The sequence below is a fragment of the Streptomyces shenzhenensis genome (assembly GCF_021462265.1).
Lineage (GTDB): Bacteria > Actinomycetota > Actinomycetes > Streptomycetales > Streptomycetaceae > Streptomyces > Streptomyces shenzhenensis.
The window spans coordinates 119,989-140,181 of the sequence record NZ_JAJONF010000015.1 but is presented as its reverse complement, the minus strand read 5'-3'; the positions used below and the strand labels follow the sequence as shown (position 1 = coordinate 140,181).

20 protein-coding genes are annotated in these 20,193 nt (G+C 72.0%); 11 read left to right on the top strand and 9 right to left on the bottom strand.

The window, feature by feature from the left end:
* Positions 1–76: 76 nt before the first annotated feature.
* Positions 77–682 carry a helix-turn-helix domain-containing protein gene (locus LQ326_RS20915; RefSeq protein WP_234538779.1) on the bottom strand — a complete coding sequence of 202 codons (606 nt, stop codon included), beginning with the start codon at positions 680–682 and terminating at the stop codon, positions 77–79.
* Positions 683–933: 251 nt separating this feature from the next.
* Between LQ326_RS20915 and LQ326_RS20910 the strand changes: the two genes are divergently transcribed.
* Positions 934–2,541: an MFS transporter gene (locus tag LQ326_RS20910; protein WP_234538778.1), complete on the top strand. Its 1,608-nt coding sequence runs from the start codon at positions 934–936 to the stop codon at positions 2,539–2,541.
* Positions 2,542–2,651: 110 nt separating this feature from the next.
* On the opposite strand, the gene LQ326_RS20900 is transcribed toward LQ326_RS20910, so the two are convergent.
* A complete protein-coding gene (locus LQ326_RS20900) occupies positions 2,652–3,587 on the bottom strand; it encodes an NADP-dependent oxidoreductase (RefSeq protein WP_234538777.1) in 936 nt (311 codons plus the stop codon).
* Between the two features lie 122 nt (positions 3,588–3,709).
* Here LQ326_RS20900 and LQ326_RS20895 point away from each other — a divergent pair, with 122 nt between their 5' ends.
* Together LQ326_RS20895 and LQ326_RS20890 are read left to right on the top strand one after the other, a co-directional pair.
* Positions 3,710–4,096: a winged helix-turn-helix transcriptional regulator gene (locus LQ326_RS20895; protein WP_234538776.1), complete on the top strand. Its 387-nt coding sequence runs from the start codon at positions 3,710–3,712 to the stop codon at positions 4,094–4,096.
* Positions 4,097–4,185: 89 nt separating this feature from the next.
* Positions 4,186–4,473: a hypothetical protein gene (locus LQ326_RS20890; protein ID WP_234538775.1), complete on the top strand. Its 288-nt coding sequence runs from the start codon at positions 4,186–4,188 to the stop codon at positions 4,471–4,473.
* 89 nt (positions 4,474–4,562) lie between these two features.
* Here the strand turns inward: LQ326_RS20890 and LQ326_RS20885 are convergent, their stop codons facing one another.
* Together LQ326_RS20885 and LQ326_RS20880 are read right to left on the bottom strand one after the other, a co-directional pair.
* Positions 4,563–4,754 (bottom strand): DUF397 domain-containing protein, encoded by a 192-nt coding sequence (locus LQ326_RS20885; RefSeq protein WP_234538774.1) that lies wholly within the window; start codon positions 4,752–4,754, stop codon positions 4,563–4,565.
* Positions 4,751–5,629 (bottom strand): helix-turn-helix domain-containing protein, encoded by an 879-nt coding sequence (locus LQ326_RS20880; RefSeq protein WP_234538773.1) that lies wholly within the window; start codon positions 5,627–5,629, stop codon positions 4,751–4,753. The genes LQ326_RS20885 and LQ326_RS20880 overlap by 4 nt, the downstream gene beginning before the upstream one ends.
* 218 nt (positions 5,630–5,847) lie before the next feature.
* On the opposite strand from LQ326_RS20880, the gene LQ326_RS20875 reads away from it, so the two are divergent.
* Positions 5,848–6,306: an ATP-binding protein gene (locus LQ326_RS20875; RefSeq protein WP_234538772.1), complete on the top strand. Its 459-nt coding sequence runs from the start codon at positions 5,848–5,850 to the stop codon at positions 6,304–6,306.
* A gap of 228 nt (positions 6,307–6,534) precedes the next feature.
* Here LQ326_RS20875 and LQ326_RS20870 read toward each other — a convergent pair whose 3' ends face one another.
* The 5 genes from LQ326_RS20870 to LQ326_RS20850 all read right to left on the bottom strand — a co-directional run bounded on the left by LQ326_RS20870 (position 6,535) and on the right by LQ326_RS20850 (position 12,589).
* Complete coding sequence (locus LQ326_RS20870) at positions 6,535–6,801, bottom strand: hypothetical protein (RefSeq protein ID WP_234538771.1); 267 nt, start codon at positions 6,799–6,801, stop codon at positions 6,535–6,537.
* A gap of 209 nt (positions 6,802–7,010) precedes the next feature.
* On the bottom strand, positions 7,011–7,592 hold the full coding sequence (locus LQ326_RS20865) for a phosphotransferase (protein ID WP_372496904.1): 582 nt from the start codon (positions 7,590–7,592) through the stop codon (positions 7,011–7,013).
* Between the two features lie 309 nt (positions 7,593–7,901).
* Positions 7,902–9,311, bottom strand: coding sequence for a phytoene desaturase family protein (locus LQ326_RS20860; protein WP_234538765.1), 1,410 nt, complete (start codon positions 9,309–9,311; stop codon positions 7,902–7,904).
* Positions 9,308–11,116 carry a DUF3556 domain-containing protein gene (locus tag LQ326_RS20855; RefSeq protein ID WP_234538764.1) on the bottom strand — a complete coding sequence of 603 codons (1,809 nt, stop codon included), beginning with the start codon at positions 11,114–11,116 and terminating at the stop codon, positions 9,308–9,310. Before LQ326_RS20855 ends, LQ326_RS20860 begins: the two co-directional genes overlap by 4 nt.
* A gap of 3 nt (positions 11,117–11,119) precedes the next feature.
* Positions 11,120–12,589 carry a class I adenylate-forming enzyme family protein gene (locus LQ326_RS20850; protein WP_234538763.1) on the bottom strand — a complete coding sequence of 490 codons (1,470 nt, stop codon included), beginning with the start codon at positions 12,587–12,589 and terminating at the stop codon, positions 11,120–11,122.
* A gap of 155 nt (positions 12,590–12,744) precedes the next feature.
* On the opposite strand from LQ326_RS20850, the gene LQ326_RS20845 reads away from it, so the two are divergent.
* From LQ326_RS20845 to LQ326_RS20815, 7 genes are all read left to right on the top strand, one after another.
* On the top strand, positions 12,745–14,013 hold the full coding sequence (locus tag LQ326_RS20845) for a PucR family transcriptional regulator (protein WP_234538762.1): 1,269 nt from the start codon (positions 12,745–12,747) through the stop codon (positions 14,011–14,013).
* A 355-nt stretch (positions 14,014–14,368) separates the two neighbouring features.
* Positions 14,369–14,623 carry a hypothetical protein gene (locus tag LQ326_RS20840; protein WP_234538761.1) on the top strand — a complete coding sequence of 85 codons (255 nt, stop codon included), beginning with the start codon at positions 14,369–14,371 and terminating at the stop codon, positions 14,621–14,623.
* Positions 14,623–16,929, top strand: coding sequence for a heavy metal translocating P-type ATPase (locus LQ326_RS20835; protein ID WP_234538760.1), 2,307 nt, complete (start codon positions 14,623–14,625; stop codon positions 16,927–16,929). The genes LQ326_RS20840 and LQ326_RS20835 overlap by 1 nt, the downstream gene beginning before the upstream one ends.
* Positions 16,926–17,450: a copper chaperone PCu(A)C gene (locus LQ326_RS20830; RefSeq protein ID WP_234538759.1), complete on the top strand. Its 525-nt coding sequence runs from the start codon at positions 16,926–16,928 to the stop codon at positions 17,448–17,450. Before LQ326_RS20835 ends, LQ326_RS20830 begins: the two co-directional genes overlap by 4 nt.
* A gap of 134 nt (positions 17,451–17,584) precedes the next feature.
* Positions 17,585–18,328 (top strand): hypothetical protein, encoded by a 744-nt coding sequence (locus tag LQ326_RS20825; protein ID WP_234538758.1) that lies wholly within the window; start codon positions 17,585–17,587, stop codon positions 18,326–18,328.
* 229 nt (positions 18,329–18,557) lie between these two features.
* Complete coding sequence (locus LQ326_RS20820) at positions 18,558–19,163, top strand: sigma-70 family RNA polymerase sigma factor (protein WP_234538757.1); 606 nt, start codon at positions 18,558–18,560, stop codon at positions 19,161–19,163.
* A 156-nt stretch (positions 19,164–19,319) separates the two neighbouring features.
* A complete protein-coding gene (locus tag LQ326_RS20815) occupies positions 19,320–20,075 on the top strand; it encodes an aspartyl/asparaginyl beta-hydroxylase domain-containing protein (RefSeq protein ID WP_234538756.1) in 756 nt (251 codons plus the stop codon).
* Positions 20,076–20,193 lie beyond the last annotated feature (118 nt).

The following is a 20,193-nucleotide window of genomic DNA, read 5'->3' as shown; positions in this document are numbered from 1 at the left end:
GGGCTGTGCCCTGCGCCAGGGGAGGTGTGCTGGTGCGCGTGGGTCATGCCGTCACGCCAGGACGATCATCCGGCGGTCACGTACGGGAGCCGTCCGATTCGCGGTTGCCGCTGTCGCGCCGGCTGTCGCGCTGGTGGCCCCGGCGGGCGTCGCGGTCGAAGATGCCGAGGATCTCGCAGGGACCGCCCTCGGCACCGATGGCGTGCGGCAGCATCGTGGGGAACTCGGCGGCCTGGTTCGTCTCGACGCGCAAGCGCCGGTGGCCCAGCAGGAGGACCGCGGTGCCGGACAGGACCACGAGCCATTCGCGGCCCTGGTGGGCACGCATGCGCGAGGGATTGTCCGGGGGCGGCTCGGTGATCCGCTGACGCACGACGCTCATACCGGGGTCCCCCTTTATGGGCCAGCGCATCAGCCCGTGCGCACCGTCGATCATGGGGCTGGTGACGACGTCGTCGGAGGCGGTCGCCACCAGCTGGTCCAGGGAGGTGTCCAGGGCGCGGGCGAGGGTGAGCAACTGGTCCAGCGCGAGACGGCGCCGGCCGTTCTCGATACGGGAGAGCGTGGACTGACTGACCCTGGCGCGGGCGGCCAGTTCCTCCAGGGACCAGCCCTGCGCCACCCGCAGAGCACGGATGCGCTTGCGTACGAGGCTGTCCAGCTCACTCTCTTCTTGCGTCATGGGCAAGATGGTATGCCTGCATCGCAAGGCGGGCTTAGCGTCCTGTGCAGAGGACCGGAACCACCGGGGCCTGAGCACGAGCGAAACGGGGCACCGCCGACACCGTGGTGACCGGCAGCGGCGCCGCAGGCCCGAACGGCACCACCACCGCCTGACGCGCGCCCGGCACGCGAGCACCGACCTCCCACTCGATCCCGGCGGCCGGACATTGGTCCGCTGCTGCCCTCGGCATGCCCTTTTGAGAGGAATCCATGAGTACGAACCAGCCCGCACCACCCGCAGCCGACGGCGCCGCCCCTGCCGGGGATGCGCCGGATGCGCGTCAGCTGCGCACCATCCTGATCGCGGTCTGTGTCGCGTTGATGGCAGTCATCGCCTCGGTATCCGGGCTGAACGTCGCGCAGCCCGACCTGGCCGTCGAGTTCGGCGCCTCGCAGAGCACGATCCTGTGGATCATCAACATCTACACACTGACCCTGGCCGCACTGCTGCTGCCGCTCGGCGCCATAGGTGACCGGCTGGGCCGCAAGCCCATGCTGATCACCGGCCTGATCGTCTTCGGCGTCGCCGGCGCGACAGCCGGACTCGCCCCGTCGGCCGAGGTCATGCTCGGCGCGCGTCTGCTCAGCGGCATCGGCGCGGCGGCGATCATGCCCATCACCCTCGCCGTGATCACTTCCGTCTTCCCGGAGGAACAGCGCGGCAAGGCGATCGGGGTGTGGACCGGCGTCGCCGGAGGCGGCGGCATCCTGGGCATGTTCCTCTCCGCCGCCCTGGTGGACGTTGCCAGTTGGCGCTACCTGTTCATCCTGCCCGTGGCGCTGGTCGTCGTCGCACTCGCCATGGCCGTGCGCTCGGTGCCCAACTCCCGTGAGCACTCGGACCACTCCTTCGACACCGTCGGCGCACTGACCTCCGCCGTCACCGTCGTCGGCCTCATCTTCGTCCTCCAGGAAGGCCCCGAGCACGGCTGGAGCGACCCTGCCACCCTGATCAGCCTTGCCGTCGGTCTCCTCGCCGCTGTCCTCTTCGTGGTCTGGGAGCTGCGCCGCCAGGACGCCGCCCTGCTGGACGTGCGCCTGTTCCGCGAGCGCGGCCTGGCCGGCGGATCGATCACGCTGCTGACCCTCTTCGGCGTACAAGCCGGAATCTTCGTCGTCCTCTTCCCGTTCTTCCAGGCCGTCCTGGGCTGGTCGGGCCTGCTGTCCACCCTCGCGCTGATGCCCATGGCCGTGGCGATGATGACGACCTCCGGCCTGGCCCCCAGGCTGGCCGCGCGCATCGGTTCCCGCTCCACCATGGCCACGGGAATCGCAGTGGCCGGTGCCGGCCTGGCGCTGATGGCCCTCATCGTCTCCGTCGACGGCGGATACCTGTCGATCCTGCCCGGCATGCTCGCCATGGGCATCGGCATGGGCCTGTCCATGACCCCGTCCACCGAGGCCATCACCAGCTCCCTGCCGCGCGAGAGGCAGGGCGTCGCCTCCGCCCTCAACGACGTCACCCGCGAGTTCGGCACCGCCCTGGGTGTTGCCCTGCTCGGCGCACTGCTGTCCGCCGGATACCGCAGCGCCATCGACGGCAAGCTCGACGGCGTCCCCCAGGACGCCGCGGACACCGCACGCGAAGGTGTCGCGAACGCCGTCGAGGCGGCCAACGGTGCGGGCCCCCACGCGCAGGACCTCGTCCAGGCCGCGCGGCAGTCCTTCGTCGACGGCTGGCAGCAGGCCATGTGGGCAGGCGTGGTCGTCATGGGCGTCCTGTTCCTCTACATCCTCGCCCGCGGCCCGAGGAACCCTGCTCCCGCAGCCGGAGCCGGAGCCGACGCGGCAGCCGACGAGGCGCTGTCCTGTCGGTGATCTGAGGAGCTGTCCTACGCGTCGCGGCTGCGCAGCAGCAGGCTGCCGACCAGCAGCGCGGCCGCGGCCCACGTGGCGAGCACGGCCAGGCCGGTCCACGGGCAACGGGCTCACGGGGTGAGGACCAGCCGCCCCCGCAGGCCGCCCCGGGCGAGCGCCTTGTGCGCCTCGTCGGCACGGTTCAGTGGCAGGGCATCGGCCACACGGAGGGACAGTTGACCGCGTGCAGCCAGTGAGGACAGCCACGCGAGGGCGGAGCCGTCCGCGGCGACCCACTGCTCGGAGACTTTGATGCCGCGCAGCGGTACGGGAGCCGCGCCGGCGACAACCGACACGAAGGCCCCCCGGTTGCGCACGGCGCCAAGCGCCCGTACGCCGAGCACAGCGGCGTCAAGAGCCCCGTCGACGCCTCCGGGGACGAGGTCGCGGACGGCCTGGGACAGGTCGGCGGAGCGCGGGACGAACCACCGTGCACCCGCTGCCCGGACGAATGCCTCGTCCGCGGCACCGGCGGTTGCCGCCACCTGCAGCCCGCGCAGCGCGGCCAGTTCGACCGCGAACCCGCCCACCGCACCTGCGGCGCCGGTGACCAGCAACGTGGCGCCTGGTTCCAGAGCCAGCAGGTCCAGCGCCTGGAGGGCGGTGAGCCCGTTCAGGGGCAGCGTGGCCGCCTCGGTCGCCGAAACGCCCTCGGGGGCGGGCGCGACGGCCTCGGCGTCGAGGACGACGAAATCGGCGTATGTGCCCAGCGAGACGTCGAGCCGGTCCCGCAGGCCGATCACCCTGTCGCCGGGAGCGAACGTCGTCACACCTGCACCCAGCTCGTCGACGCGTCCGGCGACATCCCATCCGATGCCGATGACTTCCCGCGGCGGCATCAGCCCCGCGGAGGCGAGCGCCCCGGAACGCGTCGCCGCGTCGACGGGATTGACGGCGGCGGCCTCGACCCGGACACGCACCTGTCCCGGGCCGACCGCGGGCACCGGGACCTCACTGACCTCCAGGACTTCCGGCCCGCCGAAGGACCTCACCACAACGGCACGCATCGACGACTCCTCACCGTGATCTACGTGATCTACAGAGATGGTGTGCAGGACGACCCTATGGAGAGCTACTCTCTGTTGGGAAGCAGGCACTTCGAAGTGCGTACCGCCCCTCAAGGAGAGCCATGGCGACACGGTCCGACGCCCGCGCTGCCTACGACGCGTACTTGGCGGAGTGCCCCGCACGGCAGTTGCTGGACCGGATCAGCAACAAGTGGGTCAGCCTGATCGTCAACGCGCTCTCCGCAGGCCCACAGCGCTACAGCGATCTCTCCCGGCGGCTCGTGAGCGTCAGCCAGAAGATGCTGACGCAGACACTCCGGAACCTCGAACGGGACGGCCTCGTCGAACGCACTGTCACACCCTCGGTGCCCGTCCGCGTGGACTACGCCCTGACGCCGTTGGGGGAGGGCTTGATCCCCGTCATGCGGGCGATCAAGAGCTGGGCGGAAGAGAACATGGACGAGGTCGTCGCCGCCCGCGAACGCTACGACATCGACACCGCCGACTGATAGCGCGCCGTCTCGGGGGCCGACGAACGAGGCCGCCACCGACTTCCTTTGCCGCCCGCGCCCGGCGACTCGCGTGAGATCATCCGTCCATGAGCAGCGACCTGGAAGTAAGCGCTCTGGCGATCAATGTCGTGATACCGCAGGCGCTCCGATGGACGGACACTCGACGCGGTGAGGCGTTCACGCTGACCACGCTCAACGTTCGGCTTCTCCCGGACGGTCACCTCGCCGTGAAGGCCTATGGCAGACCAGTTGGTGGTGGTCGGGGTGCATACGTCTCGTTCCCTGTCCCCGACAAGCCCGAACTGGCGGTCCTGGTCTCCGATGCTGCCAGCCGTGCCGGGGCGTTGTGGGCCGCCCATCGTGGTCTCGGCTGATCTTGGGGCGTGTACTGGGCGTTGATCAATCCGCGGGATTCGCCCTCGCGGCGGAGTCTGCGCCGGTAGATCCTCTTGCGTGACGCGGTTCAGACGCGCGAGTCGGCCGCAAGCGCGGTGAACGCCGACCAAGCATCGCCGGACACGGCCAGCGACTGCCTGTCCGTGTCCTTCGAGTCCCGTACGAGAACGACGTCGGCGCGCACGGCGACCTCAACGCAGTTGCCGCCCCCACCGCCGCTGTAGCTGCTCTTGAACCAAGCAAGTTCGGTGGTGCTCATAACGCTCCTCGCATCTGCTCCAGCAGGCTCGCGGTGGCCTGGTGACTCAGAGCCTGCGAGCGCATCTTGCCATAGCGCTGAAGCATGGCGCTTGCGGCTTTTGTGTCGGTGACAAGCATGCTGCAGTCGTGCGCTTCGACGTAGCCCACCCATCGGTTCTCCACCGTCTCAGCGAGGTAGAGAGGGCCTTCGAAACCGGAGTGATCCTCCTGGACCCTGGGCATGACCTGAATCTCCACGTTCCGGAGACGGCCCACTTCGAGGAGGCTGGTGAGCAGCGTGTGTGTGACGCTGTCGCCGGCCAAGCGACGATCCAGCAGGGCCTGCTCGATGATGAAGCTGAACGTGCTGTTCGGCCGCTCCGTCAGGAGACGCTGACGTTCAAGCCGAGCCGTCACCTGTTGCTCGAACTGCTCCTCCGACAGAGGCGGAAGCCGCCGCTCGAAGAGCGCGCGAATGTACGGCTCAGGCTGGAGCAGGCCCGGAATTACAGCGCACTCATACGCATAGAGCGAGATCGCCTCCTCCTCGATCCCCGCCCACTGCCGGAACCACGACGCCAACCCCGCCTTCCGCGTCAGACTCTTCGCCGCCGCCCCCAGTACCCGTCCCGCGACCGCGCCCAGCACCTCCTCGGACCGCTCCAGCAGGTCCCGTGGCGGGAACCGCTTCCCCTGTTCGATCTTCGCGATGTACGCGGCCGAGTACCGCACCAGCGGAGCGAACTGCTCCTGCGTCAGGCGGGCCTCCTCCCGTAAGGCCTTGAGGACCGCGCCGAACGTCTTCAGACTGTCCGAGAGTTCCGGCTCGCAGCTTCCGTTGCCCCCGGCCTGCCCGGTACTTCCGCCGGCCCCAACGCCGTTGTCGGTCACCATCGCAGCCGCCTTCCCCTGTGCCGTCGTGCCGCCGGGCCGTATCCGCTTCCGGACCCGGGCACCACCCCGTACCGTCTGCCGGACGCGCTGCGCCACGTCCGGCACAGCCATCGTCACGTACCGCGACCGACCCGGTCCAGCGGGTGAACCAGTACAGCGTGATCTGTATCAGCGCAGGATCTGCCGACGGACCCTCGCCCTCCGGAAGGGTGGGCCGCATGCAAGCCCCCCGCACTCAAAGCCCCACGCCCGTCCGCACCTTCACGCAACGCTTCTCCGCCACCCGGCGCGGCGCCCGCCTCGCCCGGTTGCTCGCCACGCACCAGCTCACCGAGTGGGGCCACCCGCCGGGCACCGAGGCGTATGACACGGTCGCCGTCGTGGTCGCCGAACTCGCCGCCAACTCCGTCCTCCACGGCCGCGTCCCCGGACGTGACTTCGCCCTGTCCCTGTCCCACGACGAGAGCCGGGGCGTCGTCCGGATCGAGGTGACCGACACCCATCCCGCCCAGCCGGCGCGACTGGCTCCCGGCCCGGCCGAGGACGGCGGCCGCGGCCTGGTCCTCGTCGACGCGCTCGCCGCCGACTGGGGCGTACGCGACCGCCTCGGCCCCGGCAAGACCGTCTGGGCCGAGTGCGCCTTGGCCGGTCCTGGGCAGCCTGGTTTCCGGCGTTGAGCAGTGAGCCTCCGTCAATCTGAAGGCGCAGGCCAAAGGACTGGTGTGACCTGTCCTCCTCAAGTCGTCAAAGCGCGAATCTACCGGTCGACAAGACTGCCAGTAGCGGTGGCCGGGAAGGCCGAGATCCAGAACCGTATCGCGATGTGCGAGGCGGGCAATTGGTGATCACAGTGCGCTTCATCCCTCGGCGGCGATCGAGAGGGCAATTTGCGCAGCCAGCCGCGATCAACGAGGCTGACCAGCCGCCCACGTAGCGGTCGGTTCCAGCCTGGCCCGCACGGTGCCGTCGACTCCCGGCATCTCGCCGACCTGCCGGGCCATGATCGGTCCCGTGGCCTGCCGGACGGCAGCGAGGATGCGCTGGTAGGCCGGCGGGAGCATGGGCTCCTCCGCGTCCGGCGTGCGGTGCGGGATCAGCATCACCGCACGGCCGCCGACCTGCCCGGGCGCTGGCGTGGCCGAGGCGCGCTCGTCGGCGAGCTGCTCGCTCACCCTCAAGGACCCGTTCGCCGACGAGGAGTTCGTCCCGCTCGGCCCGCACCTCGCCAGCTGCGTGGCCGGCTCTTCTTCGAGTTCATCCAGTTCCGCACGGCGCGCGGTGATCCGTTCCAGTAGTTCAGGATCCAGCGTGCGTCGAATCGTAGAGGGCCCGACCGTCAACGGAGGAACCAGCGAACCGGCTGCCGCCGTTACCCAGGCGCTCACTGTACTGAGCGCTCCAGCACACCCCGTTGATCCAAAACCCACTGACAGGCCATCTGAACCTGCCTCACCACCCCTGCGTCACGGAGCCGTGCCATGGCGACGTCCCCCGCGTCGGCCTGGCGCTCGATGCCCCGCCAGCACCGATCCTGCCACCACAGGATCGTGGACACGAGACGTTGCCGGTCGGACAGCTCGTAGCTGTCAACGATCAGCCTCATGCGCCGGGCCACCTCCGCGACGTCGGTGACCGACGGGCCCAGACCGAGGTACTGCCAGCAGACGTGAGCGATGTCGTGGACCCGTGCGCCCGGCGCAGCGAGGTCCCAGTCGATGAACGCCGTCGGCCGAAGCTCGCCACCGGACAGCCGGTAGACCGTGTTCTTGGGCGAGAGGTCGTTGTGACACACGACCTCTCGCCCTCCGGCCAGCGGGGAGCCGGCCGTCAGGTCGTGGAACTCACGCACGAGCCGGGCAACCGTCACCAGACTCTCGTCGGACGACACAGAAGCAGGTTGTTGCGGCTGCCATGCCACATGGCCGTCGAGGTAACCGAGGACTTCACGGCCCTCGTCGTCCACACCGAGATATCGCGGAGCTCCACTCCAGCCACTGGCTTCCAGCAACCTCAGCAGATCACCCACAAACGTCGTACGAGTCGAGGCCGGGCGGCGCACCGTGTCCCCGACACGAACGACCGCGTTGACGAAACCTCCGGGCAAGGACGACTCATGCATCCGTCCATCCTGCCTGATCAGATCGCAACCAACTTGTCCCGACGCTTTATCCGCCCCCGAGACAGCTCCGTCAGATGATCTACTCCTCAGACTGCCGCCCACGACCAGCGCGAGCACCCCCAGAGCCGGTCACACCAGCCCTTTGGCCGGGCCTCAGAGCCGGGCGAGGGCGCGTTGTGCGGCGTTGTAGCCGCACATCCCGTGGGCACCGGCGCCGGGTGGGGTCGCGGCGGAGCAGAGGTGGACGCCGGGGATGCCGGTGGCGTACGGGTCGAGGGCCGGGCGCGGCCGGAAGACCAGCTGCCAGGGATCGTTGGCGCCGGTCACGATGTCGCCGGCGACGTAGTTCTCGTTGTGCCGGCTCAGCTCCGTGGTGGAGCGGACGTACATCGCCCGGATCCGGTCGCGGAAGCCGGGGGCGTACTGCTCGATCCGGGCGGTGATCGCCTCGGTCGCGTCGCCGGTGAAGCCGGCCGGCACGTGGGCGTAGGCGTAGAGCGGGTGCACGTCGCCGGCCGAGCGGGTCCGGTCGGCGAGGTACTGCTGCCCGACGAGCACGAACGGCCGCTCGGGCATCCGTCCGGCCGCCACCTCCTTCTCGGCGGTCGCCATCTCCGCCAGGTCGCCGCCGAGGTGCACCGTTCCGGCCGAGCGCGAACCCTCGTGCAGCCATGGCACGCCGCCCTCGACGGCGAAGTCGACCTTGAACGCGCCGGGCCCGTGGCGGTACCTCAGGTACGCGCGCCGGACGCGGGGCGGCATCCGGTCGCCCGCGATCCGGGCGGCAGCCGCCGGCGAGGTGTCCAGCATGACCACGTCGGGAGCGCCCAGCTCGTCCAGGGAGGTCACCCGGCGGCCGGTCTCGAACCGCACGCCGTGTTCGGCCGCGCGGGCCAGGATCGCGTCCCGGATCGCGGCCGTACCGCCCTCGGCGACCGGCCAGCCGAAGGCGTGCGCGGCCGTGGTCAGCGCGACCCCGATCGCCGAGGAGGCGAGCGTGTCCAGGGGCCGGAAGGCGTGCGCGGCGACGCCGGCGAAGAGCGCCTGGGCTTCCGGGGTGCGCAGGCGGCGTGCCAGCAGCGTGGCCGGCAGGCCGGCGTAGGCACCGAAGCGGGCCAGGTGGAGCGGGTGCCGCGGAACGTGCAGCACCGGCTGCAGAAACTCCTCACTGATCGCCGTGAACCGCTCCGCGAGCGGTCCGAACGTCCGCTGCCACCCCGGGCCGCCCGCGCCGAGCCCGGCGGCGGTTTCGGCCACCGACCGCAGGGCGACCGCGCCGCGCCCGCCCGCCAGCGGGTGGGCGAACTCCACCGGGGCCCAGCGCCAGGTCAGACCGGCCCCGGCGAGGTCGAACCGCTGGGCGAAGGCCGAGCCGGGCGCCAGCGGGTGAAAGCCGGCGCACTCGTCATGGACCAGGCCGGGCAGGGTCAGCTCGCCGGACCGGACGCCGCCGCCGAGCACGTCCGCCGCCTCGATGACGCGGACCCTCACCCCCGCCGCGGCGAGGGTGAGGGCGGCGGCGAGCCCGTTGGGCCCGCTGCCGACCACGACTGCCGTCGTCATGCGAGCGCTCCCTCGCCGTTCGCCGTCCGGTAGGCGGGGTGGTGCCGCGGGTGCCGCCAGGTGACGTCCAGCGGGACGGGCCCGTCGGGCAGCCAGGGCTGCTGGTCGACGAGGTCGCGCACGTCCCACCGGCCGCGCTCGACGACACCGAGGGCCGCGTCCATCACGAAGTACTCCTGGACGGGCCGGTGGATCGGCTGGGACTCCACCCAGAAGACCACCAGCTCCCCGGGGGCGAAGTGCAGCCGCCGCTGGATCGCCTCGATCAGCTGGTCGTCGTGCAGGTGGCCGTCGCCGAAGTTCCAGCCCACGACGAGGTTCGCGCCGATCTCACCCTCGCGCACGGTGTACGTGTCAAGGTCGTCACCGAGGTAGGTCTGCGCCACTGACAGCAGCCCCTTGCCCTGGGTGTGCATCGAGCGCCAGGCGACGAACATCTGCATCGCCATCTCGGCCTGCGGAGCGGAGTAGCCGAAGGCCCGCAGCTGCCGGTGGTGCGGCTCGACCGGGACCGGCAGTTCGGCCAGCCGTTCCTCGGCACCCGGCGCCAGCGCCCAGACGGCCGACGCCCAGTTCCCGGCGTACTGCCGCATCGAGGGCAGGAAGGAGACCAGGTCCGGGCGCAGGTTGCCCAGCACGGGGAAGAAGAGCAGGGCCCCCGCGATCACCGGCAGCATCCAGGGCTCGCTGAAGTCGAGGAGGCCGTAGCCCGTGCCGTTGGGATGCCCCGCGAACAGGAAGATCCCGGTGTAGGCGAACAGGATGTTCCACTCCAGCGGCACCGCCAACGGGAACGTCGAGGTGATGAAGAGGTGGAAGAGCACCATGCCCGCGACGGCGACGAGGGTCAGGTCCCGGTCGGTGCTGAACAGCAGCACGAGCGGGAGGGCCAACTCGGCGAGCGTCCCCAGCACGTGCGCCATGAAGTGGGCGATGCCGGAGGGGCGCAGGTCGTCGGGCGCGTTCTTGTAGTGCCTGAGCCGCAGAGCCCTGGGCATGAACGGTGCGTTCGACACCATCGGAGGCACCACGAAGGAAAAGTGGCGGGTGAACTTCGAGGCCGCGGCGCCCACCCACACGATGACGATGATCAGCTTCGCGGCGATGATCATGTCGGTGAAGTCGAGCGTGGCGCAGGCGGCCATCACCGGGAGGTACTGCTCGCCCCGGCCCGCCAGGAAGACGACCTTGTCCCGCAGACCGAGCAGCACGAGCAGGGCGGCCGGTACCACGAACAGCACGGGCCGCACCAGGCCACCGGTCACGTCGGGACGGGCGGCGGACAGCGCCGCGGTGCCGACGCCGGGCAGCACGATCGCCACCGCCAGGCTGACGAGGATCGCGGCGTACAGCACGGCGTCGACGACACCGCGCCGGTCCCCTCGGGTGAACGGCACCACGCGCGGCCACGGGGGCAGCCGGATCGTGCCCGGCCGCAGCCAGTAGCGCGCTCCGCCGTACATCGGCTTGAAGTGGCCGGTGAGCGGGCCCCAGGCGCCGCCGACGCCGACCACCTCCAGGAGAGCGACCCACAGCACGAGTTTCTGGTAGACGACCGGCTCGTCCCACCACCGGCCGACGTCGAACAGGCCGCCGACGTCGGAGGTCGCGGTCACGACCAGCAGGCCGCCGACCGCGGAGAAACCGACCAGCTTGGCGATGTAGATCAGGTGCAGCACCCACGGGCTGCCGAAGCCGTTCCCGGCCCAGAAGCCGGTCATCACCTTGACCCGCTCGAAGAACGGGCGGCGCAGGAACTCCTCGGGGTCGTCCACCGCGGGGAAGACGGGGGTCTTGAAGGCCATGCCTCACGCTCCGGTGGTGACGGTGCCGTGCTGCCGGCGCAGCGCGGGTGTGTCGGTCTTGCCGACGGGGTTCTTGGGCAGGGCGTCCAGGACGCGCACGCCCACGGGCACCTTGTAGCGGGCCAGGTTCGCGGCACAAGCCTCGATCAGGTCCTGGCCGGTGACGGCGGCCCCGGGACGCAGCGAGACGTAGGCGAACGGGACCTCGCCGAACCGCTCGTCCGGCCGGCCGATCACAGCGGCCTCGAAGACGCCCTCACGGGAGAGCAGGACGGCCTCGATCTCCTGCGGGTAGATGTTCTCGCCGCCCCGGATGATCATGTCCTTGATCCGGTCGACGATGCGCAGGTAGCCGTCCTCGTCGAGGACGCCGACGTCGCCGGTGTGCAGCCAGCCGCCGCGCAGGGTCTCGGCCGTGGCCTCGGGGCGGCCCAGGTACCCGCGCATCACGTGGGGCCCCTGGATGACCACCTCGCCGCGCTCGCCGCGGGGCAGGATCGACCCGGCGGCGTCCATGATCTCCACGCGCACCCCGGGGAAGGCCGGTCCGACCGTGCCGACCTTGCGCTCGTCCCACCACCGGTTGCTCGTGGTGGCGCAGGTGCACTCGGTCAGGCCGTAGCCCTCCGCCAGTACGAAACCGAAGCGTGCCTCGACGGCGTCGAGCAGGTCCTTCGAGGCCGGCGCGGCCCCGCACGCGGCGAACCGCACCGAGGAGAAGTCGGCGTCGCGCGGCTGCGCCAGCAGCATGGCGTAGATCGTGGGGACGCCCGAGAAGTACGTCGGACGGTACCGCTCGACGGCGTCGAGGAGCCCGTCGACGGTGAACCGGCCGAGCAGCGTCAGCTGGGCGCCGGTGCGCATCGGCGACAGGAAGCTGACGCAGATCGCGTTCACGTGGAACAGCGGGAGGAAGAGCAGGCAGTGGTCGTCGGCGGTGAGCCGCATGAGGTCGGCCATCATCGAGGTCATCGCCTCCAGGTTGGCGTGGTCGAGCATCACCCCCTTGGGCCGTCCCGTCGACCCGCTCGTATAGACCAGCAGGGCCAGTTCGTCCGGCGAGGTGTGCGCCGCGGGCAGCGGCGCACCCGACGGCACCCGCCGCAACTCGTCGACGGGGAGACCGGGCCGGCCGCCGTCCGGCGCGTCCGGGCCGGCGTTCACGACCAGGGCGCTGTCGGCGTCCTGGATCTGGTAGCCGGCCTCCTCGGCGGTGAACGCCGGGTTGATCGGCGTCGCGGCGGCGCCGAGCCGCCACGCGGCGGCCATCGCGACGAGCAGCTCGACGCGGTTCGGCAGCATGACCGCGACGACCGACCCGCGCCCGATGCCGCGCTCGGCGAACTGCTCGGCCGCCGCCTCCACCCACACGGCGAACTCCGCGTAGGTGAGCTGATGGCGCTCGTCGCGAACGCACGGGCGGTCGGCATGGGCCGGTTCCGCGGACCAGGGGAGATACGCCGGTGGCGTCATGGACGGCTCCTGTCCTTCGAGGGTGCGTCGAAGGTAGAGAGGGCCGTGACCGCCGACACTGTCCCGGGAGGACAAGGAACGGGGTCAGAATGGTCCCGACAGGCCGCATTCATTGGCCTCCGGGACACTGTTGGAGCACTGTTGGAGGCGCTGGGATGGCAGGGCGGTACGACGTGGAGGTGCCCGCCGACGTCAGCGTGCTCGGTGCCGCCGTCGCCGAGCACATGGCGGAGCTCACCGCGGCGCTGGCCGCCGCCATGCGGGAGCAGATCCCCGAGCTGCCGCAGGACCGGATGACCGCGGCTCTGCTGTCGCGGAGCGTGGAGAGCAACCTGCGCGCGGCCGGCGCGCTCTACCGCGGCGAGCTGGACCTCGCCGAGCTGGTGGCCCCCGCGGAGGCCCGGGAGTACGCGCGCCGGCTGGCCCAGCGGGGCGTCGCCGTGACCGCGCTGGTGCGGGCCTACCGGCTCGGACAGCACCTGCACCTGATGTGGTCCGTCGAGTCACTGGTCCGCGAATACCCCGACCCGGCACGGGCGCTGGCCGCCGTGCGCGCCCTGCTCGGGCTGAACTTCGTCTACATCGACACCCTCTCCGAGCAGGTCATCGAGGAGTACCAGGCCGAGCGCGAGCGGTGGCTCTCGCACCGCAACACGGTCCGGGCGGAGACCCTGGAGCGGATCCTGGCCGGGGACGCGGTCCAGGAGCGCACCGTGGAGGCCACCCTGGGCATCCGGCTGCGCCGGCAGCATCTGGGCGCGGTGCTGTGGACCACCGGCGGGCACGAAGCACGGGACGACCTGCCGCAGTTGGAGTCCGCGGCCGGCCGGCTCGGGCAGGCCCTGGGCGCCGTGGGCAGCCCGGTCTTCTGGCCGAAGGACCGGGCCTCGGCCTGGGTCTGGTTCCCGTTCGGCCCGGAGGCTACGGCGGACCCGGCGGCGGCCGCGGCGGTCCTGGACCGCACCGCGCCCGGCGTGTACGCGGCCCTCGGCGCCCCGGCCCCGGGGCTGGCCGGCTTCCGGCACACCCACGAGGACGCCCTGCAGGCCTTTCGCGTGGCCACGTTCGGCAGCGGCGAACCGCCCTCGGTCGTGAGCTACACCGATCCCGGCGTCCGCGCCGCCGCGCTCCTCACGGCGGACCTGCCCCGTACCCGCCGCCTGGTGGCGACCGCGCTGGGTGAACTGGCCGCCAGGACCGAGAGCGCCGCCCGGCTGCGCGAGACCCTGCTCGTGCTGATCCAGGAACGCGGCAGCCTGGTCGCCGCGGCGGACCGCCTGCACGTGCACAAGAACACGGTGAAGTACCGCGTCGCCCGTGCCGTCGCACAGCGGCGCCGCCCGCTGGAGGACGACCGCCTCGACCTGGAACTGGCGCTGGTCGCGGCGTACTGGCTGGGGGACGCGGTACTGCCGGAGGGCTGACCCGCCGCCCGGGGACCGGCCATGCGCTTGCCCGGGGACGGGCCATGCGCTCGCACGGGGTGCGCGCGGGACGCCCGCACGGCGTCGGGCTCCCTCGAAGCGGCTCATGTCCCGGGCCCTCGCCGTGACTCCTGGCGGACTCGGCCGTACCGGGCAGCCCGCATACGCCGTCGCCGCGACCACGCAGCGGCGTGCCGTCCGGCGCGTCGGCCCCCCGGCGCCGTCCACCCCTGGTGTGTCGTACGTCATGTCCGGGGCCGGGAACTCGATCTTCCGAGCGGCCGACTACTGGAGCGATACGGCTCCAACCGCTGTCTTGCGTCACGACGGCTCGACGCGACCAGGAAGGTCGAGCATGGCCCAGATCCGACAACCGTCCCACTCCGCCGGCGTGATCGCCCGCGTGCCGCTGCCGCCTCCGGCGCTGTGCGGCTTCCTGCTGCTGCTCGTCCTCGTGTTCCCGGCGTCCTACGCCGCCGGATCGGCCGCCGGGCCGGTGGCTCCCGGCATGCACGGGACCGGGACCGCCGGGAGCACCGGAGGCGGTGGCGGCGGGAGCGGCGGCGGCACGCAGGACATGCCGGGGATGACGGACGGAAGTGGTCACTGATGGCGGGCGAGGCGGTGGCCGGCCTCCTGGTCACGGACCTCACCGTCGGCGGGATGACCTGCGCGGCCTGTGTGCGGCGGGTGGAGAAGAAGCTCGCCGGGCTGGACGGCGTCACGGCGACCGTGAACCTGGCCACCGGGACGGCTCGGGTCAGTCACCCGGCGAACGTCGCGCCGGAGCGGCTCGTCGTGGCCGTCGAACAGGCGGGCTACCAGGCCGCGCTGCCCGCGCCGCCCGGCCGCCAGGACGAGCGGACGGCGGACGCCGACCCGGACGGGGCCGGGGCAACCGCCCGGCAGGAGCGCGAGCGGCTGCTCGGCACCGCGCTGCTCGCGGTCCCCGTGCTGGTGCTGTCGATGGTGCCCGGCCTTCAGTTCCGCAACTGGCAGTGGCTGTGCTTCGCGCTGGCGGCGCCGGTGGCGGTGTGGAGCGCGTGGCCCTTCCACGAGCGCGCGCTACGAGGGCTGCGGCACTCCGCCGCCACCATGGACACGCTGGTCTCGCTGGGCGTGGTGGCGTCCTTCTCCTGGTCGGCGTACGCGCTGTTCCTCGGGGGAGCGGGAGCTCCGGGCATGCGGATGCCGTTCAGTCTGCTGCCGTCGGCGTCGGACGGCACGGCGCACGTCTACCTGGAAGCGGCGGTGAGCGTGCCGCTGTTCGTGCTGACCGGGCGGTACCTGGAGGCACGGGCGCGCCGGGGGACGGGAGCGGCCCTGCGGGCGCTGGCGGGCCTTACCGTCAAGGAGGTGTCGGTCCGTGACGAGCACGGCGAGCGGTCCGTCCCCGTGGCGCGGTTGAGGGTGGGGCAGGTCTTCGTCGTGCGCCCGGGTGAGCGTGTCGCCACGGACGGGCGGGTGGTGGAGGGCGGTTCGGCCGTGGACCTGTCCCTGGTCACCGGCGAGAGCGAGCCCGTCGAGGTGGGCCCCGGCTCGGCGCTGGTCGGCGGGGCCGTCAACGCCGGCGGGCTGCTCCTCGTCCGGGCGACGGCCGTCGGCGCGGCCACCCGGCTGGCCCGGATCACCCGGCTCGTCACCGAGGCCCAGGCGGGCAAGGCGCGGGCGCAGCGGCTGGCCGACGCGGTGGCCGGTGTGTTCGTGCCGGCGGTGCTGACGATCGCGGTGACCGTCCTCGGGTTCTGGCTCGGGGCCGGCGCCGACCCGCAGGCCGCCCTCACCGCCTGCGTGGCCGTCCTCGTCGTGGCCTGCCCGTGTGCGCTCGGGCTCGCCACCCCGACCGCGCTGATGGCCGCCACCGGGCGCGGGGCGCAACTGGGAGTGCTGGTGAGCGGGCCGCGGACCCTGGAGGCGCTCCGGCACGTGGACACGGTCGTCCTGGACAAGACCGGCACCCTGACCTCCGGTCACATGACCGTCGCCCGGGTGACCACCGTGCCCGGCGGCCCGGCCCAGGACGAACTGGTCCGGCTGGCCGGAGCGGTGGAGCAGGGCTCCGAGCATCCCGTCGGGCGGGCGGTCACGGCCTACGCGCGCCGCTCGGCCGACCGGGAGCCGCTGCCGGACGTGACCGGCTTCGCCGCCAGGGCGGGCTGGGGTGTCACCGGGCGCGTGACCGGTCGTACCGTCGAAGTGTCCGTTCCCGACGGCGAGTTGCCGCCCGTGCTGGCCGAGGCGCTGGCCGCGGCGGAGGGCGAGGCGTACACGCCCGTGGTGGTCCGGGTGGACGGCCGGGCCGTGGCGCTGATCGCCGTCGGCGACCTCGTACGGTCCGGCAGCTACCGTGCCGTGCAGCGGCTGCGGCGCCTCGGTATCCGCCCGGTGCTCGCCACCGGGGACCGCGAGGCCCCCGCGCGGGCCGTGGCGGAGGCGCTCGGGATCGACGAGGTGCACGCCCGCTGCTCCCCGGAGGACAAGGCCGGCCTTGTCCGGCGGCTGAGGGCCGAGGGCTCGCGGGTCGCGGTCGTGGGCGACGGTGTGAACGACGCCGCCGCGCTGGCCGCGGCCGACCTGGGCATCGCCATGGGCAGCGGCACCGACGTGGCCATCGGGGCGGCGGACCTGACCCTGGTGCGCCGTGACATCGAGGCGCTCGTGGACGCCGTCGGGCTGGCCCGGCGCACTCTGGGCACCATGCGCGCCAACCTCCTGTGGGCCTTCGGGTACAACGTCGTGACCGTGCCGCTCGCCATGGTGGGGCTGCTCAACCCGATGCTCGCCGCCGCCGCGATGTCGGTGAGTTCGGTGCTGGTGGTGGCCAACAGCCTGCGGCTGCGCGGCTGGCAGCCGGCTCGCCGCGGGAGCGCGGGCCGCCGGCGCGGGGCGCGGGGCGGGAAGGCGGCTGTTCTGTGAGGTGGACGACCACGGACCTCGACGCCCGGCGGCTGCGGGACGGCGCGCTCGCCGCTCTGGTTCCCGTCGCCGCGTGCACGGTGGCGCTGGCGGGCCTGACGGCCTGGACCGGTACCGGCAGGGCGGGCAGCCCGCCGCGGATGAGCGTCACCGAGGGGCGCGTCCTGCTGCCGTCCGCCGGGGGCGCGGAGACGGCCGCGTTCTTCCGTATCCAGAACACGGGCGGCTCCGCCGACAGTCTGATACGCGTGACCTCGCGCGAGGCCACCGGCGGAGTCACGCTCGGCCGGCACCGCATGAACGGCGGGAACACGGCCTACCGCGCCACCGTCGACTCCGTCGGGATACCGGCGGGCGGCAGCGTCACGATGTCGCCGCGGGGGGTGGATCTGGCGGTGTCCGCTCCGGCCGGGAAATGGAACTCGGGCGATCTGGTGCCCTTCACCCTGGAGTTCCGGCACAGTGGACGGGTCGAGGTCCTCGCGGTGGCGGTGCGTCCGGGGAGTGTCCCGCTGCAATAGTCGTACCGGCCGCCCGTCGAGTTCCCGGCCACCGGGTGTGAGGTGCGTTACCGTTCGGCCGGTGAGTCGGAGGGCGGGTGCCCGTACGTATCCCCTGACGACGAGCGGACGCCGGGTGCGAGGATGGGCGGGCTATGACTGTCCGAGGGTGGTGCCGTGCGCTGCGAGCCGGTGTGTTCGCCGCCGCCTGCGTGCTGCTCGCCGCCCTCGGCCACGTGCTCATGTCCGGGACCTCCGTCCCCTGGTGGGCGATGGCGGCCGGTGCGGCCGGGACCGGCACGCTGGGCTGGCTGCTGGCCGGGCGTGAGCGCGAACGCACACTGATCGTCACGGTGGTGACGGTGGCACAGGCGGTGCTCCACGAGGTGTTCTCGCTGGCGCAGACGCTCACACCGGCGACGGCGCCCGGCCAGGGCGCAGCCGCGAGTGCCCCGGGTTCCACGACGGGCATGCGCGGCATGGACCTGGGCGGCATGAATACGGGCCGCATGGACATGGGCCTCACCTCCATGGGCTCCCCGCACATGGACCCGATGGACATGGGGTCCATGGCGCACACCATGGCCGGTGCCCAGCACACGCACGGCATGGCCGGCATGGGCGGCGCCACCACGTACGGCATGTTCGCCGCGCACCTCCTGGCCGCCATCCTGTGCGGGCTCTGGCTCGCGTACGGCGAACGTGCGTTCTTCAGCGTCCTGCGGGCCGCGGCCACCCGGCTGGTGGCCCCGCTGCGGATGCTGCTCGCAGGCCCCGCGCCGCTCCCGCGCCCGCTCGCGGGCAGGCGCCGCGCCACCGACGTCCCGGCGCCGGCGCGCCTGCTGCTGTGCTGTTCCCTCACCTCCCGGGCCCCGCCCACGGGTGCCGCTGTCGTCTGAGACAGCCGGATCCACCGGGGCCTCACGTCTCGCCTTCCGTCCTGCCGCCTTCGCGCGCAGTTCCCTCCCGCACCGGCGCTTCACACCGGCACCTCCGCGTGCCGCCGTGCGCCGACGCCTCCTGACGGGCCCCGGGCATCGCCGTACCCACCGGGTACGGCCGCACCCCAAGTCCCGGTGCGCCGCCGCTCCCGGCGGCCGGCCCCGGACGACCCGAGAAGGACATCACGTGACTGCTACCGTCCTGCCCGCTTCCCGGACGGAACGCGCCGCGACGGACGCGGCGGCGACCGCCTGGGCGCTGGCCGCCCGTAGTGGCGACCGCCATGCGGCCGAGCACTTCGTACGCGCGCTCCACCACGACGTGCTGTGCTACGTCGCCCACCTCAGCGGCGATCCCCAGACCGCCCACGACCTGACCCAGGACACCTTCGTGCGGGCCTTCGGCAGCCTGCACCGCTTCGAAGGCCGGGCCTCGGCCCGCACCTGGCTGCTGTCCATCGCCCGTCGCGCGGTGGCCGACAGCTTCCGGCACGCCGCCGCCCGGCCGCGGCTCGCCGACACCCCCGACTGGCAGACGGCCGTCGAACGCACCCAGCCGCGCGGCCTGCCGGGGTTCGAGGAGGGTGTGGCCCTGCTCGATCTGCTGGACGCGCTGCCCGACGAACGCCGCGAGGCGTTCGTCCTCACCCAGGTGGTCGGCCTCTCCTACGAGGAGACCGCCGGCTTCACCGGCTGCGCCGTCGGCACCGTCCGCTCCCGGGTGTCCCGCGCCCGGGCGGCTCTGGAGCGGCAGTTCCTGGGGGCCGAGGCCCCGGCCGCCCCGGCGGTCTGACGGGACGGGTTGGTGCTCCCCGCCGGGGGAGCACCAACTGCTCAGCCCGGCCGGCCGATTGGCGGGAACTCGCGGGAACCCGCTCACCTGCGCGTCCGACTACTAGTGCGACACCGGCTCGTCGAGCCGGTCGTGGCACCAGTGGGAGGGGCCCGTATGACACCCGGGACGGAGGCCGCCTTCGCGGCGATCAGAGGCGACTACGGCGCGGACTGCCTCCTGCGTGTGGAACGGATGCTGGAGCCCGGCGGGGGCGGCCCACGGCACCCGTTGCAGAAGGCGGCCAAGTGGATCCTGCCGGGACTGTCCGCCACCCCCTGGCACGATCCGCACGGGTATCCCGAACTGACCCCGTTGGTCGAGGCGTTGGAGAGCGCCCACCCCGCCGTCAAGGAAGAGCTGACCGCCGCCTGGGCGGGACGGCGGGAGGCGTTCTCGGGCTACGAGCACTACCTGATGCGCCAGGAGGACTGGCAGGCCCTCTACCTGTACCGGCGAGGGGCGCTGGTCGAGGAGTCGGCCGGCCCCGCGCCCACCGCGTACCGGGTGCTCAAGGAATTCGCGGTGGACACCGGAAAGATCTGTCCCCTCCTGGAATCCCACTTCTCGACACTGCTCCCCGGGGCCGTCATCGCCCCGCACAGCGACCTGTGGAACTTCAGCATCAACTTGCATCTCGCGGTCGACATTCCCGACGGCTGCAGTATCACCGTGGCGGGTGAGACCCGTTCCTGGCAGGAGGGAAAATGCCTGCTCTTCGACTATTCCTTCGAGCATGCGGCGCGCAATGCCGGCGAGCGGCCGCGGACCTGCCTGCTCGTTGACCTGTGGCATCCGGAGACGACGATTCCCGAACGGCGCGCACTGGTCGCGCTCATCACCGAGATCAGACGCCTGATGGGTGACGGCTGACCCCGCGTCACGGGTAACGCCAATTCAGCCGACGGAATTTCTCTCCGCCGGAATTCAGGCATGCCTGAAAATGCGATTCAAGTCGCGGAGAAATGTTTTCCGGTTAATCATTCTCAAG